The organism is Brochothrix thermosphacta DSM 20171 = FSL F6-1036 (assembly GCF_036884295.1).
In the GTDB taxonomy this organism is placed as follows: domain Bacteria; phylum Bacillota; class Bacilli; order Lactobacillales; family Listeriaceae; genus Brochothrix; species Brochothrix thermosphacta.
Genome location: NZ_CP145608.1, coordinates 2,473,229 through 2,491,272, shown reverse-complemented (window position 1 = coordinate 2,491,272; position 18,044 = coordinate 2,473,229). Strand labels below are relative to the sequence as shown.

Sequence of the window (18,044 nt, the reverse complement as noted above, 5' to 3'; positions counted from 1 at the left end):
GAGTATATGGAATGAAAATATTTTTTGATAATAGGATAATTAAGCTACAACAACTGAAAACCTCGAAGACTATCGTCTGTTTTGGTCTGCAAATTACAAATATAATTGTCAGAGTATATTATTTCAAATGACTATGAAGACCCTTTAATATAAAAAGTCTGTCTGTATTAAAATTTTAAAGAAAAAAATCAATTTAGTATGCTATATAGTTATTTTCAGCCTCTTTTTTATGTATAAAGAAATAATGGATTATAGTTGATTGTAGTTTTATTTTATTCTATTTAAAAACTAATTAATGGCTGCTTAATTTGTTTTAGATAAGTTAGAATTATTATATAGCCAAAAGATTCATAGTCAAATAGGAGGACGATAAATATGAAAAGATTACTCGATAAAGAACAATTAATAAAATATAATCTGCTGACAAGTCTAGAAAAGCATAAAAGCGTGAATTATGAAGTTTTAGAAGAGAATCTATTATTGTCTCGGAAAACGTTGAAAAAATATTTACTGCTATTAGCAGATGAAATTGAAAGTTTTTTTTTAGATGCTACTTTAAAATTACACTTACATCATGTTGAGTTTGAGTATGGTATTGCTTTTACGAAACAATTACTTGTCTCGCAATTTATCTCCGATTCTTTACGTTATAAAATCCTTGATTACGCACTAAAAAGTAATAAACAACGTGTTAATTTTATAGAGCAGGAAAATATCAGTGAATCAACTTTTTATCGTCTTTTGAAAGATGTTAATCGTTCGATTTTAGCCGATTTTAATATTAAAATGAATACAAATACAAAGCTGTTAGGGGAAGAACATCAGATTCGTTATTTTTATTATTGTTTATATTTAGAGGTGGGTGTTGAAAGTGAGTTCACCACCGATCGTTATTTTTCATCTGTTATAAAAAAAACAGAAACAATTTTAAATATTGAAATTACAAAAGCAAATAAAAATCGCTTATTATTATTATATGAAATTTGTGAGATGAGAAATAATCAAGGTAATTTAGTTTCAATTACTTATGGTATGAAAAAAGTAATACGAAACAATCGCGTTTTTGAAATGTTATTAACAAAAATAGAAACTGAATATGAAAATATTTCTGGAGATAATTGGTTGAATGATTTTCATTTCATATTTGTAATGGCTAATAGTTTTCCATTATTAGGTGACTCTCAATCAATAATGACATTGATCTATTCAGAGCATGTTCAAAGTAAGAACATCATGTATCGTTATTCGGAAAAATTTGTAGATGAATTGAAAAACTTAGTTAATGATATTGAAATAGACATTGCTTTTAAAAGTAAATTATCCCAAATCTACATAAGAATGTTAGTATTTGAAGGTTTTTTTATCGACGATGAACATGTGAATTATGATAGTTATTTTAGGGAACATCGACCACTTTTAAAATTGAAATTAAAACAAATATTTGAGGAGCTAACAGATTATTTCAAAGACGATAAAGATGATTTTTTTATTTTTATTCATAGTGTAATGTTGGATAATACCATTAATTATTCAAAACTATTACCAGCTGCAAGAATTGGGCTCGAATCCTCAAAAGATCCTGTTTTTTTAAAATTTTATTCGAGACATATACAAAATCATTTGTTAGGGGAATTTGAGCTAGCGATGGAATCTTATTCGCCTGAAGAGACTTATGACATTGTGCTCTCCGATCAATATACTGTGCATGATAATACAAAGTACTCTTATAGAGTAAGATTTGTCCCAACATATGAACAAGCGACGAGGATCAAATTGTTTTTAACTGAACTAAATAAAGCTGAATTGCATAATAATGAAGTCGATTCTATCAAATTATAAAAAAACAAATACAAGTCCGAGAATAGTTTTGAAAGTAGAAGTTATCCCCGTAAATTAAATTTTGATGGAGTAGAATAATCTGCTTCATTTTTTTATAGCGTTTACTCAAGGAAGTATTAAAGTGAATTTCCCCTAAAAATCAGGAGCTACTGGATTATTTAAAAGAGTAAGATTAAAAAATATGTATTACGTCCTAGGGGATAATATTGGATTTGAATATTCAAGCAATTGGACTTTAATAATCTTTAATTTTGTAAAATTAGCAGCTTATTTATGTAATGATTATAGTTTAAATATACAACCTTATACAGAAAAGAATATGTATGATATTACATTTTTTGAATAAAAAACACGCCTGAAAATATATTCTCAACTTTTATGGGGGCAAAAGAACACAGGTTAAACAGATAAAAAACTATTGAAAAAAGCTATATAATTTTAAGTGTTTATGCATTTTTTTGTTTGAATATAAATCGTGGAAAAAGTCTAATAAACGAGTAATACACCCTATAAAATATATTATAGGGTGCTGTTCAAGTGTTTATAAGGCCTTCAAGGTAAAAAAATCACTATCGCTTTTAATGATAAGTTGCTTTTTTGGAGGGGATAACTAGTGTTGATTAAAAATTAAGCTAACTTTTCGTCGCGACTCAGCAAACAAACATCAAGGCCTTCGTTTTCTAAGCGATCGACGTGTTGTTCACCCCATAAACAGAGCTTGTTAAGGATAACAGAAAGACTTTCGCCATAATCACTTAGAGAATACTGTACTTTAGGCGGAACTTGATTATAGACTTTCCGATTAATAACGCCGGCATCTTCCAGTTCTCGTAATTGTTTAGTTAACATTTTCTGTGAAATACCTGGCATTAATCGTTTTAATTCTCCTGTGCGTAGAGAAGAGTTACGAAGGTGACAAAGTATGACAGTTTTCCATTTTCCACCAATTACATCGAGTGTTGCTTCAACTCCGATTGTGTATGTTTTTTTCATTTAAATGTTCCTTTCTTTATGCCCGAGACTAACAATATATCTTTAAAGGTAGATTAAGTAATACTATACATGAGAGCTTTAAAAAGAAAAAGTATTATAACTTTCTTTTTCGTAGTAACATTTAATCGTTTTGATAGAAAATATGCAAAAAATAATCTAATGTTTTTACAGGTACGTTTTATAGTACAAAATATCCTATTTTTTAAAAAACTAACATTTTATGAAACTATTTTCTTGCAACGTTTAATATAAAAATAGTTGATAATATAATAAAAAAGTATTTTTTTATATTAAAAAGAATGATTATTTTATATTTTATTGAATTACAACATAGTTTCTATCGTTCTTGATAAAAGGGTCTAAAGACTTAGCGATTTTAGTTGTAAAGCAACTTTTATTTTATTAGTGAGTTCGATATACTGTATAAGGTAGCAAGTTGGGGATAACTGGCTGCAAGTAAATAATTAGATAGGGGATTATCTAATTTTGCTACATAATTTATAGAGCAAGTAGGGGATTACTTGTTCACAGTTGCCAATGAGTAGGGGATTGCTTTTTTGGCGAAAGTAGTAAGTAGGGGATTACTTACTACATAAAAATTGAAAATACAAAAGGGATAAATAATTATTATAATAGGGGGAAAACAGGGATGATTAAGAAACTTCAAAAAAGTTTCATTCTCTTTGTGTTGTTTACATTTGTTGCGCAATCGGTATTAGTACATGTACCAGTTAAAGCAGCAGAACTGCCAACAGTAGTATCGTTAACTGATGTTTTAGTTTCAGACAATGAAGAATTAACTACAGAAGCAACAACGTTGAAAGAGAAACAAGAACTTTTCGTCAAGTTAGGGTTGACGATGAAAGATGGGGAAATAACGAAAGAGGCTACATTGATGGCATTGCCAAGCCAATTACATGGGGATGTTTTTGGTGAAGGAAATGTTGTTGACGAACAAAACAAAGCAGTCGGAAGCTACACTATTGCTAATAATAGCATTAAGATTTTATTTAATGATGAAGCAGTAACTGGCGCACCGTACCATCTTGTTTTTAAAGCCACCTACAATGCTGTTGAAACTGATGTAAAAGCTGAAAAAATTGTTTTTTCATTAGGTGAAAGCATGATTGTCAAAGAGTTCACAGTAGAACAGGAAAAAAGCAGCTTCTACTGATGAAGCGAAACCTCCGAAAGAAGATGAAAAGTCTTCAAAAGATGACGAGAAACCTTCCAAGGAAGTTGAAAAACCAACAACTAAAAAAATCAAAAAAGCTGCAAAACAGGCTTTTATTAAAGCAGAAACACGTCCAGGGGCACCAATTACAGAGAATATTATAACGAGTGCTAAAATTACAGATAAAGATGGTAAACCCTTTACTGTGGATAATCCAGCAGCACTAGATCAGAACGTAAATATCGATATAGGTTGGGAAATACCAGAAGATCTAGATGTTGTGAATGGTGATACATTTGAGTTTGATTTACCAAACGTTTTTAAAATGTATAGTACTGTTAATGGTGTTTTAATTCAAGATGGTGTTGAATTAGGGACATATAAAATTGATACAAATGGTCACGTTACTTTAACTTTTAATGCAGAAGTAGAAGACCGTTCAGAAATAAAAGGAACAATTAAAGTTGCGACAGCTTTAAACAAAGAAATAATTACAGGCGAAACACAACAAGAGATTGTTTTTCCAGTAGGTGATAAAGAAATCACGGTACCTATTTTCTTGAAACCAACAAACGGTGTAGATATTTCTAAAACGGGTGTCTTAGATAAAGGCTATAACCCAACAACTGTCACATGGACAGTGGATATCAATACAAGTTTGTCTAAAATTGAAAATGCAGTAGTTAAAGATGCTTTGCCAACAGGCTTAAAGCTAAATAAAGCAGCTGTCTATGAGTTGAATGTAGATGTTAAAGGTAATACAACACAAGGTAAACTAGTCGATCCAAGCAAATATACCTTAGCTCAAGATGGGACCATTACCTTTAAGGACCCTAGCATCAACAAGGCATATCGTATTATTTATGATACGGATATTGAAAATCCTGAACAGCTAGAAGGCCAAAAAGATTTCAAAAACACAGCGACTTTGACAGGCGTTGGTAAAAATGCAAGTGCAGATAGTACAGTGAGTGCAAAGTATGGTAAACCACTTACAAAAGAAACAACAAAATACGACCCAGCTACGCAAACATATGATTTTGCGGTTAAATACAACTACAATGAACTAACAATCGCTAAAGATAAAGCTAAATTAACCGATCAATTTGGTAACAACCTTGATTTGGTTGGTGGGCTTGAAGGCGTTAAAATTTATCCCGTTAAAATAGATGAAAACGGTAATGAAAAAATAGATGAAACGCCTATTAGTCCAAGTGAGTATTCGATTAAAGAAGCAAACAACGCAGCCGAAGGTAAAAATGGTTTCGAAGTGAGTTTCACAAATGCTATCACTACAGCATATGTCATTAAATATTCGATCAAGCACAATGATATTGTTGATGGCGCAAGTCCAGTCGTTAACAACGTTACAACTGGCGGTGGCCAAACTGCAAACGCAGGTGGTACATCAGGTCAACAATCATTGATTAAAACAATTACTGATTCTGATAGTGATGCAGAAACAGTGAGTTGGAAATTAGATATTAATGGTAATAAGTACACGATGACTGATATGAAAATCAATGATGCTTTTGGAACAACAGCGCTTAAATTACTGCCAGAAACATTGAAATTAGTTGATAATGATGATAAAAATGCATTATTAGTTAACGGTACTGATTACACATTAGTTCCTAAAGAAAATGGCAAAGGTTTTGATATTACTTTTATAGGTAAATACAAAACAACAAATCATAAATTCACACTGACGTATGATACGCGTTATGAAGCACTTGAAAATGATACCAATAAGTATAGTAATACAGCTTCTTTATCATGGACAGGTAGTGATAATAAACCGCATACTTCAACTGATGGTAAGGAATATACGGCACCTGTAGAATCACAATCAAATGGTTCGAAATCAGGTTCTTATAATTCTATGACTAAAGAAATCACATGGACAATTCATGCAAACTATAACCGTGCTGATTTGAAAAATGCAAAAATTACAGATAAAATACCGTATACAAATAATTCAAATAATAACCAAAAATTCATTCCTAATTCAGTGAATGTTTATCATTATTCTGTTGATAAAAAAGGTGTCATTGTTAAAGGGGCAGCTTTAAAACCCGAAGAATTTAAGGTGACAGAGCCAAATGCTAGCAATAATTATACAGTTGAAGTTGAGTTGTTAAAAGACTTCACTGGTAAAGATGCTTCTATCGGAATGGACTTTAAAACATCACTTGATGGTTTGGTAATTGGTGGCGAATATAAAAATACGGCTACTTATACAAATGATGGCAAAGATTTCCCGCTAGATGCGACTGTTCAAGTTGGTTTTGGTGGTTCGCTTGTCACTAAAAGTGGCCAACAAAATGGTGATAATATTGATTGGACAATTGGTTTAAATAATAGTCAATCAACAATTAGTGGTTATAAAATCATTGATACACCAACAGCTAACCAAGTTTTAATTGAAAGTTCGTTCCATATCTATGAAACTAAAGTTCAATCTAACGGTTATGTCGAAGCAGATAAAACCAAAGCTTTGGTGAGGGATGTTGATTACAGCCTTGTCATTACAACGGATGGTTCAACAGGAAAACAAAGTTTTGAACTTAAGTTTTTAAAAACAATCAATAAAGCGTATGTTTTAAATTATTCATCAGCAATCGATGCGAGTGATAAAGAAAGCGTAAGCAATGAAATTACAATGAGTGGTGACAACGTCACGACAGTGACACAAAAAACGTCAGAAGAAGTCATTGTACAAACATCATCAGGTTCTGGTGATGCATCAGGTATTCGTGGTGGTTTAACAATCACTAAGGTAGATAAAGCGAATAAACCATTGATTGGTGCGACATTTATTATCTTAGATAAAACGAAAAAAACGATGTTACGTACTGGTACAACAGATGCTAGTGGTACTGTTTCATTCGGTGGCTTGAGAGCTGGCGATTACGTGATTAAAGAAACAGAGTCACCTGCTGGTTTCTCAATCGATCCGGAATACGCAGTTGGTAAGAAAGTTAAAGTTGTGGTGACACAACAAAATCCAATGATGACACTCAAAGTTGTTGATCCAGCAACATTAGTGACAGTTAGTAAAGTAAATGAAGCTGGTAAAGGACTTCCTGGTGCAACGTTTGAAGTGTTAGACGAGGCAGGAGATGTTATTCTTCCAGACTTAAAAGTAGATGCAAATGGTAAACTAGCGATTGAAGGTTTACTTGAAGGAACCTAAACATTAAAAGAAGTTAAAGCACCAGCGGGTTATCTTTTAAATACAACACCGCAAACATTTGATGTTGTTTTAGATGAAAATGGTGTCATGGTAACAACAAACATTGAATTTAAAAACTATCAAGGTAGCGCTTCTATTCTAAAAACAGATGCGAAACTTAAAGGGTTACCGAATTCTATTTTCAAAGTTGTAAATGCACAAGGTGATACGATTAAAACAGGGCTTAAATCTAATGCAGACGGGATTGTTACTGCTGATGGCTTAGCGCCGGGTAACTATTCATTTGTAGAGACGACAGCGACAACTGGTTACGGTATTAACGATACACCAATTGAATTTACAATCGCAGATTCAAGTGCAGGTAAACCAACAGCTATCAACGCAGGGACATTGGTTAACTACCAAGGAACTGCTAAATTGAAAAAAGAAAATGATAAGGGCGAGTCTTTAGAAGGTGCGGTCTTTAAGTTAGTGAATGAACAAGGTGCAACTGTCGCAGAAAACTTAACGACAGATAAAAATGGCGAGCTTGAAGTCGCTAATTTAGCACCTGGGAAATATACATTTGTTGAAACAAAAGCACCAACGGGATACATTTTAAACGAAGAAACAGACACGTTTACAATTGACCAAACAACGCGTTCAGAGCAAGTCTTAACAACAACGGCAACAAACTATCAAGGTAGCGCTCAATTGATTAAGGTTGATAAAGATGATCAAGCCATTCAAGGTGCGGTATTTAAAGTAATTGATAGTGCAGGTAAATCAGTTGCTGAAAACCTTGTGTCTAATACAGAAGGTGTTGTAGAAATTTCTGATTTAGCACCTGGTGACTATAAATTTGTGGAAACTAAAGCTGCTGCAGGCTATGTATTAAATAAAGCTGAAGCTAGTTTTACGATTAACACAACTAATACAGGTAAACCAGAAACGGTTCTTGCAGGGAATTTTGCTAACTACAAAGGTAGTGCAGAATTGAAAAAAGTTACTGAAGATAACAAAGCCTTAGAAGGTGCAATTTTCAAAGTTGTTAATGATAAAGATGAAGATATCATCACGAATCTTTCAACAGATAAAGAGGGTAAAGTATTGGCTGAGAACTTAGCGCCAGGAACTTACGCTTTTGTCGAAACAGCAGCACCAGCAGGCTATGTTTTAAATCCAACAAAAACTACATTTACAATTAATGACTCAAATGTTGATAAACCAGCAGTAGTTGCTGCAGGCGAATTAATAAACTACAAAGGTAGTGCAGAGTTAACAAAAGTAGATGCTAAAGGTAACGCTTTAGAAAATGCTGAATTTAAAGTGATTGATTCAGAAGGATCAACAGTTGTTGAAAAATTAACAACAAATGCAGACGGTAAAATAACAGTTGCTAATTTAGCACCTGGGAAATATACATTTGTTGAAACAAAAGCACCATCAGGCTATATCCTCAATACAGAAGCAGTAGCTTTTACAGTTGCTGATTCTACTGAAGGAAAACCAGAAACAATCGTTGCCAATGAACTAACAAACTATAAAGGCAGCGCTCAGTTAACAAAAACTGATGCGGATGGAAAAGCGCTTGAAAATGCTGAATTTAAAGTTGTGAACTCAGATGGAAAAACAATCATTGAAAAAATAATTTCAGATGAAAATGGTCAAGTTGTTGCACCAGAACTTGAACCAGGTGATTATGAATTTATCGAAACAAAAGCACCAACAGGCTACATCTTAAATGATGCGAAAACAGCCTTTACTATTAGTGCTGAAAACGCAGGCAAACCAACAGTAGTAGATGCTGGAAAATTTGTTAACTACAAAGGTGGCGCAGAACTTCGTAAAATTGATGGCAATGGTAACGAATTAGCGGGTGCAGAATTCAAAGTGATTGATGCAGACGGTAATACTGTGATTGATAAATTGACTTCAAATGCAGAAGGTAAAATTAAAGCTGCTGATCTTGCACCAGGCGAATATCAATTCGTTGAAACAAAAGCACCAACAGGCTATGTTTTAAATACAGATAAAGTAAGCTTCACTGTAGAAGCAAAACAATCTTATGCTCCAAAAGATATCAACTCAGGTGTTTTCGCTAACTATATGGGTAGCGCAGAATTAATCAAGGTTGATAAAGAAGGTAACACACTTGAAGGCGCAGAATTTAAAGTAGTCAATGATAAAAATGAGACCGTGATTGAAAAAATCACATCTAATGAAGAGGGTATTGTCTTTGCGGAAAACTTAGCGCCAGGCACATATCAATTTGTTGAAACAAAAGCACCAACAGGATACATTATCAATACTAACCCGGTTGAGTTTACAATTGCGGCAGCACAAGCAGCAATGCCAAAAGTAGTTAAAACAATTGAGTTAGCAAACTATAAAGGTAGCGCAGCATTAACTAAAGTAGATGTTGATGGAAATGCGCTAGAGAACGCAGAATTTAAAGTTGTTGACGCAGATGGTAAAACAGTTGTCGATAATTTAATAACGAATTCAAAGGGTAAAATAGCTGTTGCAGATCTTGCGCCAGGTGATTACCAATTTGTTGAAACAAAAGCACCAACAGGTTACGTTTTAAATACTGACCCCGTTGCGTTTACAATCGTTGACTCTGCTGCAGGCGAGCCAGCTGCTGTAGATTCTAACGAATTAACTAACTACAAAGGTAGCGCAGTATTAACGAAAGTAACTGCGGATGGTAAAAAGTTAGAAAATGCAGAGTTTAAAGTTGTTGATAAAGACGGTAAAACAGTGATTGGAAAACTGGTATCAAATGAAGCAGGCGAAGTGACAGCTACAGAACTTGCACCAGGAACTTACCAGTTTATCGAAACAAAAGCACCAACAGGATACATTTTAAATACTGATCCGGTCGATTTTACAATAGAAGCAGAGCAAGCAGCGATGCCTAAAGTCGTCAATGTAGGCGAATTTGTAAACTACAAAGGTAGTGCAGTATTAACAAAAGTAGATGTTGATGGAAAATTTTTAGAAAATGCAGAGTTTAAAGTAATTGATGCAGAAGGTAAAACAGTAATCGAAAAACTTGTATCAAATGAAACAGGTGAAGTGACAGCTACAGAACTTGCACCAGGTGATTACTAATTCGTTGAAACAAAAGCACCAACAGGATACATTTTAAATACTGACCCCGTTGAATTTACAATAGAAGCAGAGCAAGCAGCGATGCCTAAAGTTGTGAATGCAGGTGAATTAGCAAACTACAAAGGTAGTGCAGTATTAACGAAAGTAGATGTTGATGGAAAAGTTTTAGAAAATGCAGAGTTTAAAGTAATTGATGCAGAAGGTAAAACAGTAATCGAAAAACTTGTATCAAATGAAACAGGTGAAGTGACAGCTACAGAACTTGCACCAGGTGATTACCAATTCGTTGAGACAAAAGCACCAACAGGATACGTTTTAAATACTGATACCGTTGAATTTACAATAGAAGCAGAGCAAGCAGCGATGCCTAAAGTTGTGAATGCAGGTGAATTAGCAAACTACAAAGCGAGCGCAGTATTAACGAAAGTAGATGTTGATGGAAAAGTTTTAGAAAATGCAGAGTTTAAAGTAATTGATGCAGAAGGTAAAACAGTAATCGAAAAACTGGTATCAAATGAAGCAGGTGAAGTGACAGCACCAGAACTTGCGCCAGGAACATACCAGTTTGTCGAAACGAAAGCACCAACAGGATACATTTTAAATACTGAACCGGTTGAATTTACAATAGAAGCAGAGCAAGCAGCGATGCCAAAAGTCGTCAATGCCAGCGAATTTGTAAACTACAAAGGTAGTGCAGTGTTAACAAAAGTAGATGTTGATGGAAAAGTTTTAGAAAATGCAGAGTTTAAAGTAATTAATGCAGAAGGTAAAACAGTAATCGAAAAACTGGTATCAAATGAAGCAGGCGAAGTGACAGCTACAGAACTTGCACCAGGAACATACCAGTTTGTTGAGACAAAAGCACCAACAGGATACGTTTTAAATACTGACACTGTTGAATTTACAATAGAAGCAGAGCAAGCAGCGATGCCTAAAGTCGTCAATGTAGGCGAATTTGTAAACTACAAAGGTAGTGCAGTATTAACGAAAGTAGATGTTGATGGAAAATTTTTAGAAAATGCAGAGTTTAAAGTAATTAATGCAGAAGGTAAAACAGTAATCGAAAAACTGGTATCAAATGAAGCAGGCGAAGTGACAGCTACAAAACTTGCACCAGGAACATACCAGTTTGTTGAGACAAAAGCACCAACAGGATACGTTTTAAATACTGACCCCGTTGAATTTACAATAGAAGCAGAGCAAGCAGCGATGCCTAAAGTTGTAAATGCAGGTGAATTAGCAAACTACAAAGCGAGCGCAGTATTAACGAAAGTAGATGCTATTGGAAAAGTTTTAGAAAATGCAGAGTTTAAAGTAGTAGATGCAGACGGTAAAACAATTGCAGATAAATTAGTAACAGATGTAAGTGGTAAAATAACAGTTGATAATTTATCACCTGGGAAATACCAATTTGTTGAAACAAAAGCACCAACAGGATACATTTTAAATACTAATCCCGTTGGATTTACAATTGAAGCAGAACAAGCAGCAGTGCCAGAAGTTGTAAATGCAGGTGAATTAGTTAACTATCAAGGTATGGCAAGCTTCATCAAAGTAGATGAAAATAATGTGCCATTGCCAGATGCAGAGTTTGAGTTAATAGATACAAATTCAGGTGAAGTTGTAAAATCTGGTTTGATTTCAGATGAAAAAGGTCGTGTGAGTGCCAGTGATTTAGCGCCAGGTAACTATGCGTTTAAAGAAACAAAAGCGCCACAAGGCTTTGTGAAATCAGAGAAGTTATTAACGTTTACAATTATTGATGAATCAGACACATTTGTTTCATTAGACCTTGGAATATTTATTAATAAAGCGGAAGAAGAGACAATTATTATTCCACCAGTGAAGCCAGACAAACCAGACAAACCAGACAAACCAGGTAAACCAGGTAAACCAGGTAAACCAGGTAAACCAGGTAAACCAGGTAAACCAGGTAAACCAGGTAAACCAGGTAAACCAGGTAAACCAGGCGAACCAGGTAAACCAGGCAATCCAGGTAACCCAGTGAAACCAGGAACAACTTGGACACCGACTCCAAATGGATCAATAAAACCAGATGGACCATCGGAATCTGTTCTTATTCCAAATCAGCCAACTTCGTTGCCGACTACAGGTGATAACCCAATGGATCGCTTGTTCGTCGTTTTAGGAATGTTTGTTACAATGATGAGTGCTTTCATGTTGAAACGTCGTCCTAAGAAAAATTTCTAGAAGTTTAGCTACAAACTACAAAAAGAAGTTCATTTATCCCTTTAAACAAGGGGTGATGAACTTCTTTTTTAATTGGTAACAACATTGTTATGTTACTGTAACATCAGCTCAGAAGAACTGTGTTACAATCGAGTAGTTGAATTGAAAGGACGTGTACCACAACAATGATAAAGAAACTACTTACGGTGACACTTATTACAGGTTTAGTTGCACCGATAATGATAACTGCAGTTAAAGCAGACACATATGATGACCAAATTAAAAGTATTGATATTCAAGCTAAAACAACTAAAGAGCAATTAGTCGAACTTACTGATAAAATCAAAGAAAATCAAACTGAATCTAAAAAACTTATAAGCGACATTAAGAAAAAACAAGAAGAATCAGATAAATTAGCAACAAGAAGTCTTGAGTTAGAAGAAAAAATGGAAAAACGTGAAGGCGTACTTATCAAACAAGCACGTGCGCTTCAAACAAATGGACAAGATGTTAACTATGTTGACTTTGTTTTGAATTCTGAGTCTGTAACAGATGCAATAGCGCGTGTTAGTGTGGTTTCTCGTTTAGTATCAGCTAACCGTGAAATGTTTGATACGCAAAAAAATGATAAAAAAGAAGTAGATACTGCAGCGTCAGAAATGAATAAAATAATGAAAATACAACGTGAGAATATCGCGAAAATAGAAACTAATGCCATTGATTTAAAGGAACAAGAAGCTACGAAAGAGGCGGTTGTTGCAAAATTGGCAACTGAAAAAACAACGATTCAAAGTAAAAAACAAGCAGAGATTGTCCGTGTGGCTGCCGAAAAAGCAGATAAAGCGGCAAGAGCAGCCTCTTTAGCAGCAGAAAAACAACGTGCAGAAGTTGCTTTAGCAGCAAAAAAAGCAGCAGAGTCTGAGAAAACGAATGCAATTGAAGATGAAAAAGTTGAAGTTGCTTTAATGCCTGAAGTAGAAAAAGAAGCACCAACTAAAACGGTGGCACCGCCTGTTGAATCTAGTAAACCATCAGGTCAACAAAATGTAAAACCAGAGACTGAGCAACCTTCACCACCAACAGGTAGTGGCTATATTAGACCGAGTTCAGCACCTATTAGTTCACATTACGGTCCACGTAGTGGTTTAGATAGTAGTGGTTTCCATAAAGGAACTGATTTTGGTGGAGCACAAGGTTCGCCAATCTATGCATCAAAAAGTGGGAAAGTTGTCCTTGTTCAAAATGATGGGGCACCAGTCTCTGGTTACGGAATGGCTACAATTATACAACATGATGATGGAAACTATACGCTCTATGCGCATCAGTCATCACAATCAGTTAGTGTAGGACAATCTGTAACACAAGGTCAAGTAATTGGTGGTATGGGTTCAACCGGACAATCAACAGGAACGCATTTACATTTTGAAATTCGCACATCATTATATGGTGGTATTGGAAATGTATTGAACCCGGAACTTTTCTTCTAGGATAATCGAAATAATAATAAAGTATTAAAAAAACCACGCAGATTTGCGTGGTTTTTTATAATGATAATAGAAATTCGCTGTTTAAAATAAGTGCGCAAAGAACTATTTTTTGAGTAATTGTTTTTCTCGCATAAGGGCATCTTCTCGTTAAATTAATAGTGCTATAATAAAAAATATTCAGAAAAAGAGCACGAGATACTATCTGAAAAACGAATGGGGAAGATAAAAATGCAAGAACGAATGATATGGTTGGATAACTTAAAAGCATATGGAATAATTTTGGTGATTATTGGGCACTCAATTGTTATAACTGCTGCTAATGACTCGACGGGTATGCTGATGAAACTAATTTATTCTTTCCATATGCCGCTGTTCTTTTTCATTTCAGGTTACTTATTTAGACCAAATCAAGAGAATTATTTTTATAAAAAATGGAAAGTCCTGTTGCTTCCATATCTTATTTTCCAAATGATTTCTGTAGTCTTTATCAATGTTTTTTATTATATTAAAACGGGTGGTTTAGAGCGAGAACCATTAAATACATTATTAAGCGTTTTTTATATCAATGGAAGTATAGGTTGGAATTCTCCCTTGTGGTTCTTAATTGTCTTACTGATAATAGAACTGGTATTTGTAGGCTTTAACAAATTAGAAAACAAGAGGTGGCTGCAATTCACTTTAGTTATTGCTAGCTGTATTATTGGATGGGGTCTAAGTGAAACAGGCCTTAAATACCCCTTTGGTATACATATTGTTTTCGGTTGTTTTTGCTTCTACTATCTGGGAAATATTACTAAAAAATACGATTTATTAGGATGGCTAGAAACTAACAAAAACTTATGTGTATTATTGTTTTTCAGTTCAGGAATAGTGTTAGTTATTAATATGATATGGCTTAATGGGTCGAAATTTATCAGTGTGTATGATAACTATTACGGGACAAATTATTTCTTATTTCTACTCAGCGCAACGAGTGGTATTTTATTTTCGGTATTACTTATCAAACAATATAATAAGATGTGTAGTCTAACAATTTTTGGAAAGAAAGCAATTCTGTTGCTAGGGACACAATATTTTTTATTGTTAGGGTTTGATAAGGTCGGTCAAGTAGTAGGTATTTATTCAGAAGGGACATTTTATTTAATTATAAAAGTAGTTAGTGTGATAGTAAGCTACCTGATTTTGTTGTCATTGTGGTCGAAACGTGGAAATAAACGACTTTTTCGACTCATGTAAATACGATAAAACCAGCTATAATATAAGACCAAAGTAATCGATTTTCTGTAGAAAATTTTATTTTATGAAAAGAAAGGAATTGTGACGATGAGGAAGTTATTGAATAGTCGCTCTTTACGGCATTTGAATTTGTTAGAAATACTGTATTGTAATGAATGGATGACGACTAAGGCTATCTCAGAAGAAGTTGGTTTATCAGAACGGCTTATCCAATCAGATATTGCCTATCTGAATAGAGGATTGGAATTTTTTGAGATACAATATGCTAAAAAATACGGTTATTGCCTAACTCTTTTTGATAATTATTCTAAGAGCGCTATTTATAAGTATATTTTAAAAGATAGCCTTGAATTTAACTTTTTGGAAATTTTAGCGTTTGGAACTGGCTTCTCTGCATCAACGATATGTAAACATCTATACATCAGCCAGTCAACATTAGGTAGATTGGTGAATCGGCTTAATCAAAAATTAAAATCGTCTAAAATGGAAATTACATCCCATCCATATCGCATTACAGGGGATGAATCATTAATTCGCCAATTCTTAATTCACTTAATGTTAGAAAAGTATCAGAAAGCTACTGCTGTTTTTTCAGATGATTCCCTCAATTTAGTAAATGACATGATTGTTATGCTTGAAGAACAGGATGAACCTAAGATTGAATATACGGATAAATACATAATGCAAGTGTGCTTATTAGTGTCTGTCACAAGGACAAAAAACAATCATAAAATTCCAATTAACAATGACGTTTCTAATGTCTTCTATCAAAACATAATAAGTGATAAAAATAGCTTGAAAAAAATAGAAAAAATATTTTGTAAGCCAATCACTATTCCTTTGTTACAACAAATATTTGATGTATTTTTGCTAGAAAGTTATTTAAAAAGTAATGTTGAATACGAGAGTAGTGTGTTTTTTATAAAAAGGCAGGATCACTATCGACACCTTCTTAATAAGTTATCTGTGGCGTTAGACTTTGAAATCTCTAATGCAGAACATGTTTTAAATTGTCTGCTTAATGAAGAGAGTAGGAAATATCAAAGTAATTGTCTTTTGTATAATAAACGAAAAGACTTCATTATGAACTCGCATACCAATTTCAGTGCTTTTTATAATCTTTTTGTACGTGAGTATCGTAAAATCTTCAAAGATTTGTCGTATTCGGATAATATAATGTTCAATCGATGTTACTGTGTTTTGGTCAACTGGGATAAACTATTAGAAAGGTTGGAAAAAAAGAAAGATATAACAATTTGTTTGCACTTTAATGTAGCAGAAAGACATCAATATTTCTTAGCACAATACATTAAACAGGCGCTAGAAATGGATTGTAATTTAACGATTATCAATGAAATATCTGTTGAAACGTTAGAGCAAAATGCTGCTAATTATAGCTTGGTATTAACGAATAAAGAAGGCTTGACGTTAGGGAGTACCCCGGTGATTGCGTGCTCTTTATTTCCTGATCAAAAAAAGAGACAATTGATAAAAAAACGAATCAAGCAGCTATGAAAATATTGAAAAATAGACAGTGAAAAAGCATCTCAATAAAGTTTGAGATGCTTTTAATGTGCAGTTTAGAGTGATGGCCACATGGTGAGAAACAGCTAACTACTCAGTTATTAGATTATTTGATAGAGCGAATCGTTGTTTTTAACTGATCAACTGAATTCAAAAATTGTTTGTGTTCAGAATCTGAGATAGGCAGAGCAATAATTTCACGCACACCTTCTTGTCCAACAATAGCAGGCGTTCCAGTAAAGACATCGTCCACTCCGTATTCCCCTTGTTGGTAGGCTGAAATTGGAAGCACACATTGTTCGTTATTAAGAACAGCTTTAACAATACGAGTTGTGCTCATCCCGATCCCGTAATAGGTTGCTTGTTTTTTGTCAATAATATCATAAGCAGCATCACGAACGTTAACGTACATTGTTTCTAGAACTTCTTCAGTAATACCATCCCACTCGCGGATGTTTTTTCCGCCAATTGTTGTATGTGACCAAACGGCTGTTTCAGAATCACCGTGTTCACCAATAATATAACCATGAACACAACGAGGATCAACCGCTAATTTAGCCGCAACCGCACTTTTAAGTCTTGTTGTATCTAGAGTAGTTCCTGTACCAATAACGCGACTATGAGGTAATCCAGATGCTTTCCAAGCAACATAAGTTAATACGTCGACAGGATTGCTTGCAATAACTAAAATGCCATCGAATCCACTAGCCATAATACTATTGGTAATATCAGTCATTATTTTAGCGTTGGTGTCTACTAAATCAAGACGACTTTGCCCAGGTTTTTGGTTGATACCTGCAGTAATGACCATAATATCAGCGTCTTTACAGTCGTTATAATCACCAGCAAAAACAGTGACGTTTGTTTGACCCCATCCGATACCATCGCTTAAATCATGTGCTTCACCTTTTGCTTTTTCATTATTAACATCGATTAAAAAAAGTTCATTAGTGATTCCTTGATTGATCATCGCATAGGCGATACTAGAACCAACAAATCCTGTGCCAACGATACCTACTTTAGTTGTTGTTTTTTTCATAATGCGTCACTCCTTAGTTTTTATTTATAAGTTAATTATTCAGCATTTTAAAACGGAGTTCAATGAAAAAAAGATAACTAGAAGTAAAGCGGTCTTTGAAATCGAAATATTTTAGACAAATCTAACAAAAAAGAGCGTTTAATAACTGCAAAACCTCCTTGTTTTTTTGAGAAAATACAGAATGTGCCAACGGAAACGCAACTGAGAGAAAGGATTACCAAGGGTAGTTAGCTTTTTTATTCAAACATAAGTTATTGAAAAATAACGCTA

10 protein-coding genes are annotated in these 18,044 nt (G+C 34.0%); 8 read left to right on the top strand and 2 right to left on the bottom strand.

The genetic code is table 11. The features are described 5' to 3' along the window. Positions 1 to 375: 375 nt before the first annotated feature. Positions 376 to 1,839: a helix-turn-helix domain-containing protein gene (locus tag V6S17_RS12300; RefSeq protein WP_029091437.1), complete on the top strand. Its 1,464-nt coding sequence runs from the start codon at positions 376 to 378 to the stop codon at positions 1,837 to 1,839. Positions 1,840 to 2,466: 627 nt separating this feature from the next. Here the strand turns inward: V6S17_RS12300 and V6S17_RS12295 are convergent. Next, a complete protein-coding gene (locus V6S17_RS12295) occupies positions 2,467 to 2,832 on the bottom strand; it encodes a winged helix-turn-helix transcriptional regulator (protein ID WP_029091438.1) in 366 nt (121 codons plus the stop codon). Positions 2,833 to 3,481: 649 nt separating this feature from the next. Between V6S17_RS12295 and V6S17_RS12290 the strand changes: the two genes are divergently transcribed. The 7 genes from V6S17_RS12290 to V6S17_RS12260 all read left to right on the top strand — a co-directional run bounded on the left by V6S17_RS12290 (position 3,482) and on the right by V6S17_RS12260 (position 16,726). Next, entirely contained in the window at positions 3,482 to 4,006 is a 525-nt protein-coding gene (locus V6S17_RS12290; RefSeq protein WP_029091439.1) for a hypothetical protein, read from the top strand. Between the two features lie 205 nt (positions 4,007 to 4,211). Beyond that, a complete protein-coding gene (locus tag V6S17_RS12285) occupies positions 4,212 to 7,202 on the top strand; it encodes a collagen binding domain-containing protein (protein ID WP_029091440.1) in 2,991 nt (996 codons plus the stop codon). Between the two features lie 87 nt (positions 7,203 to 7,289). Continuing rightward, a complete protein-coding gene (locus V6S17_RS12280) occupies positions 7,290 to 10,298 on the top strand; it encodes an MSCRAMM family protein (protein WP_069124569.1) in 3,009 nt (1,002 codons plus the stop codon). A gap of 81 nt (positions 10,299 to 10,379) precedes the next feature. After that, positions 10,380 to 12,509, top strand: coding sequence for an MSCRAMM family protein (locus V6S17_RS12275; RefSeq protein ID WP_338515872.1), 2,130 nt, complete (start codon positions 10,380 to 10,382; stop codon positions 12,507 to 12,509). 164 nt (positions 12,510 to 12,673) lie between these two features. Then, on the top strand, positions 12,674 to 13,975 hold the full coding sequence (locus V6S17_RS12270; protein WP_029091441.1) for a murein hydrolase activator EnvC family protein: 1,302 nt from the start codon (positions 12,674 to 12,676) through the stop codon (positions 13,973 to 13,975). Positions 13,976 to 14,203: 228 nt separating this feature from the next. Further along, a complete protein-coding gene (locus V6S17_RS12265) occupies positions 14,204 to 15,211 on the top strand; it encodes an acyltransferase family protein (protein WP_029091442.1) in 1,008 nt (335 codons plus the stop codon). Between the two features lie 87 nt (positions 15,212 to 15,298). Further along, positions 15,299 to 16,726 (top strand): helix-turn-helix domain-containing protein, encoded by a 1,428-nt coding sequence (locus V6S17_RS12260; protein WP_029091443.1) that lies wholly within the window; start codon positions 15,299 to 15,301, stop codon positions 16,724 to 16,726. A gap of 115 nt (positions 16,727 to 16,841) precedes the next feature. Here V6S17_RS12260 and V6S17_RS12255 read toward each other — a convergent pair whose 3' ends face one another. Then, the gene (locus tag V6S17_RS12255) at positions 16,842 to 17,774 is read right to left on the bottom strand and encodes an L-lactate dehydrogenase (RefSeq protein ID WP_029091444.1); all 933 of its coding nucleotides are present in this window, start codon (positions 17,772 to 17,774) and stop codon (positions 16,842 to 16,844) included. Between the last annotated feature and the right edge of the window lie 270 nt (positions 17,775 to 18,044).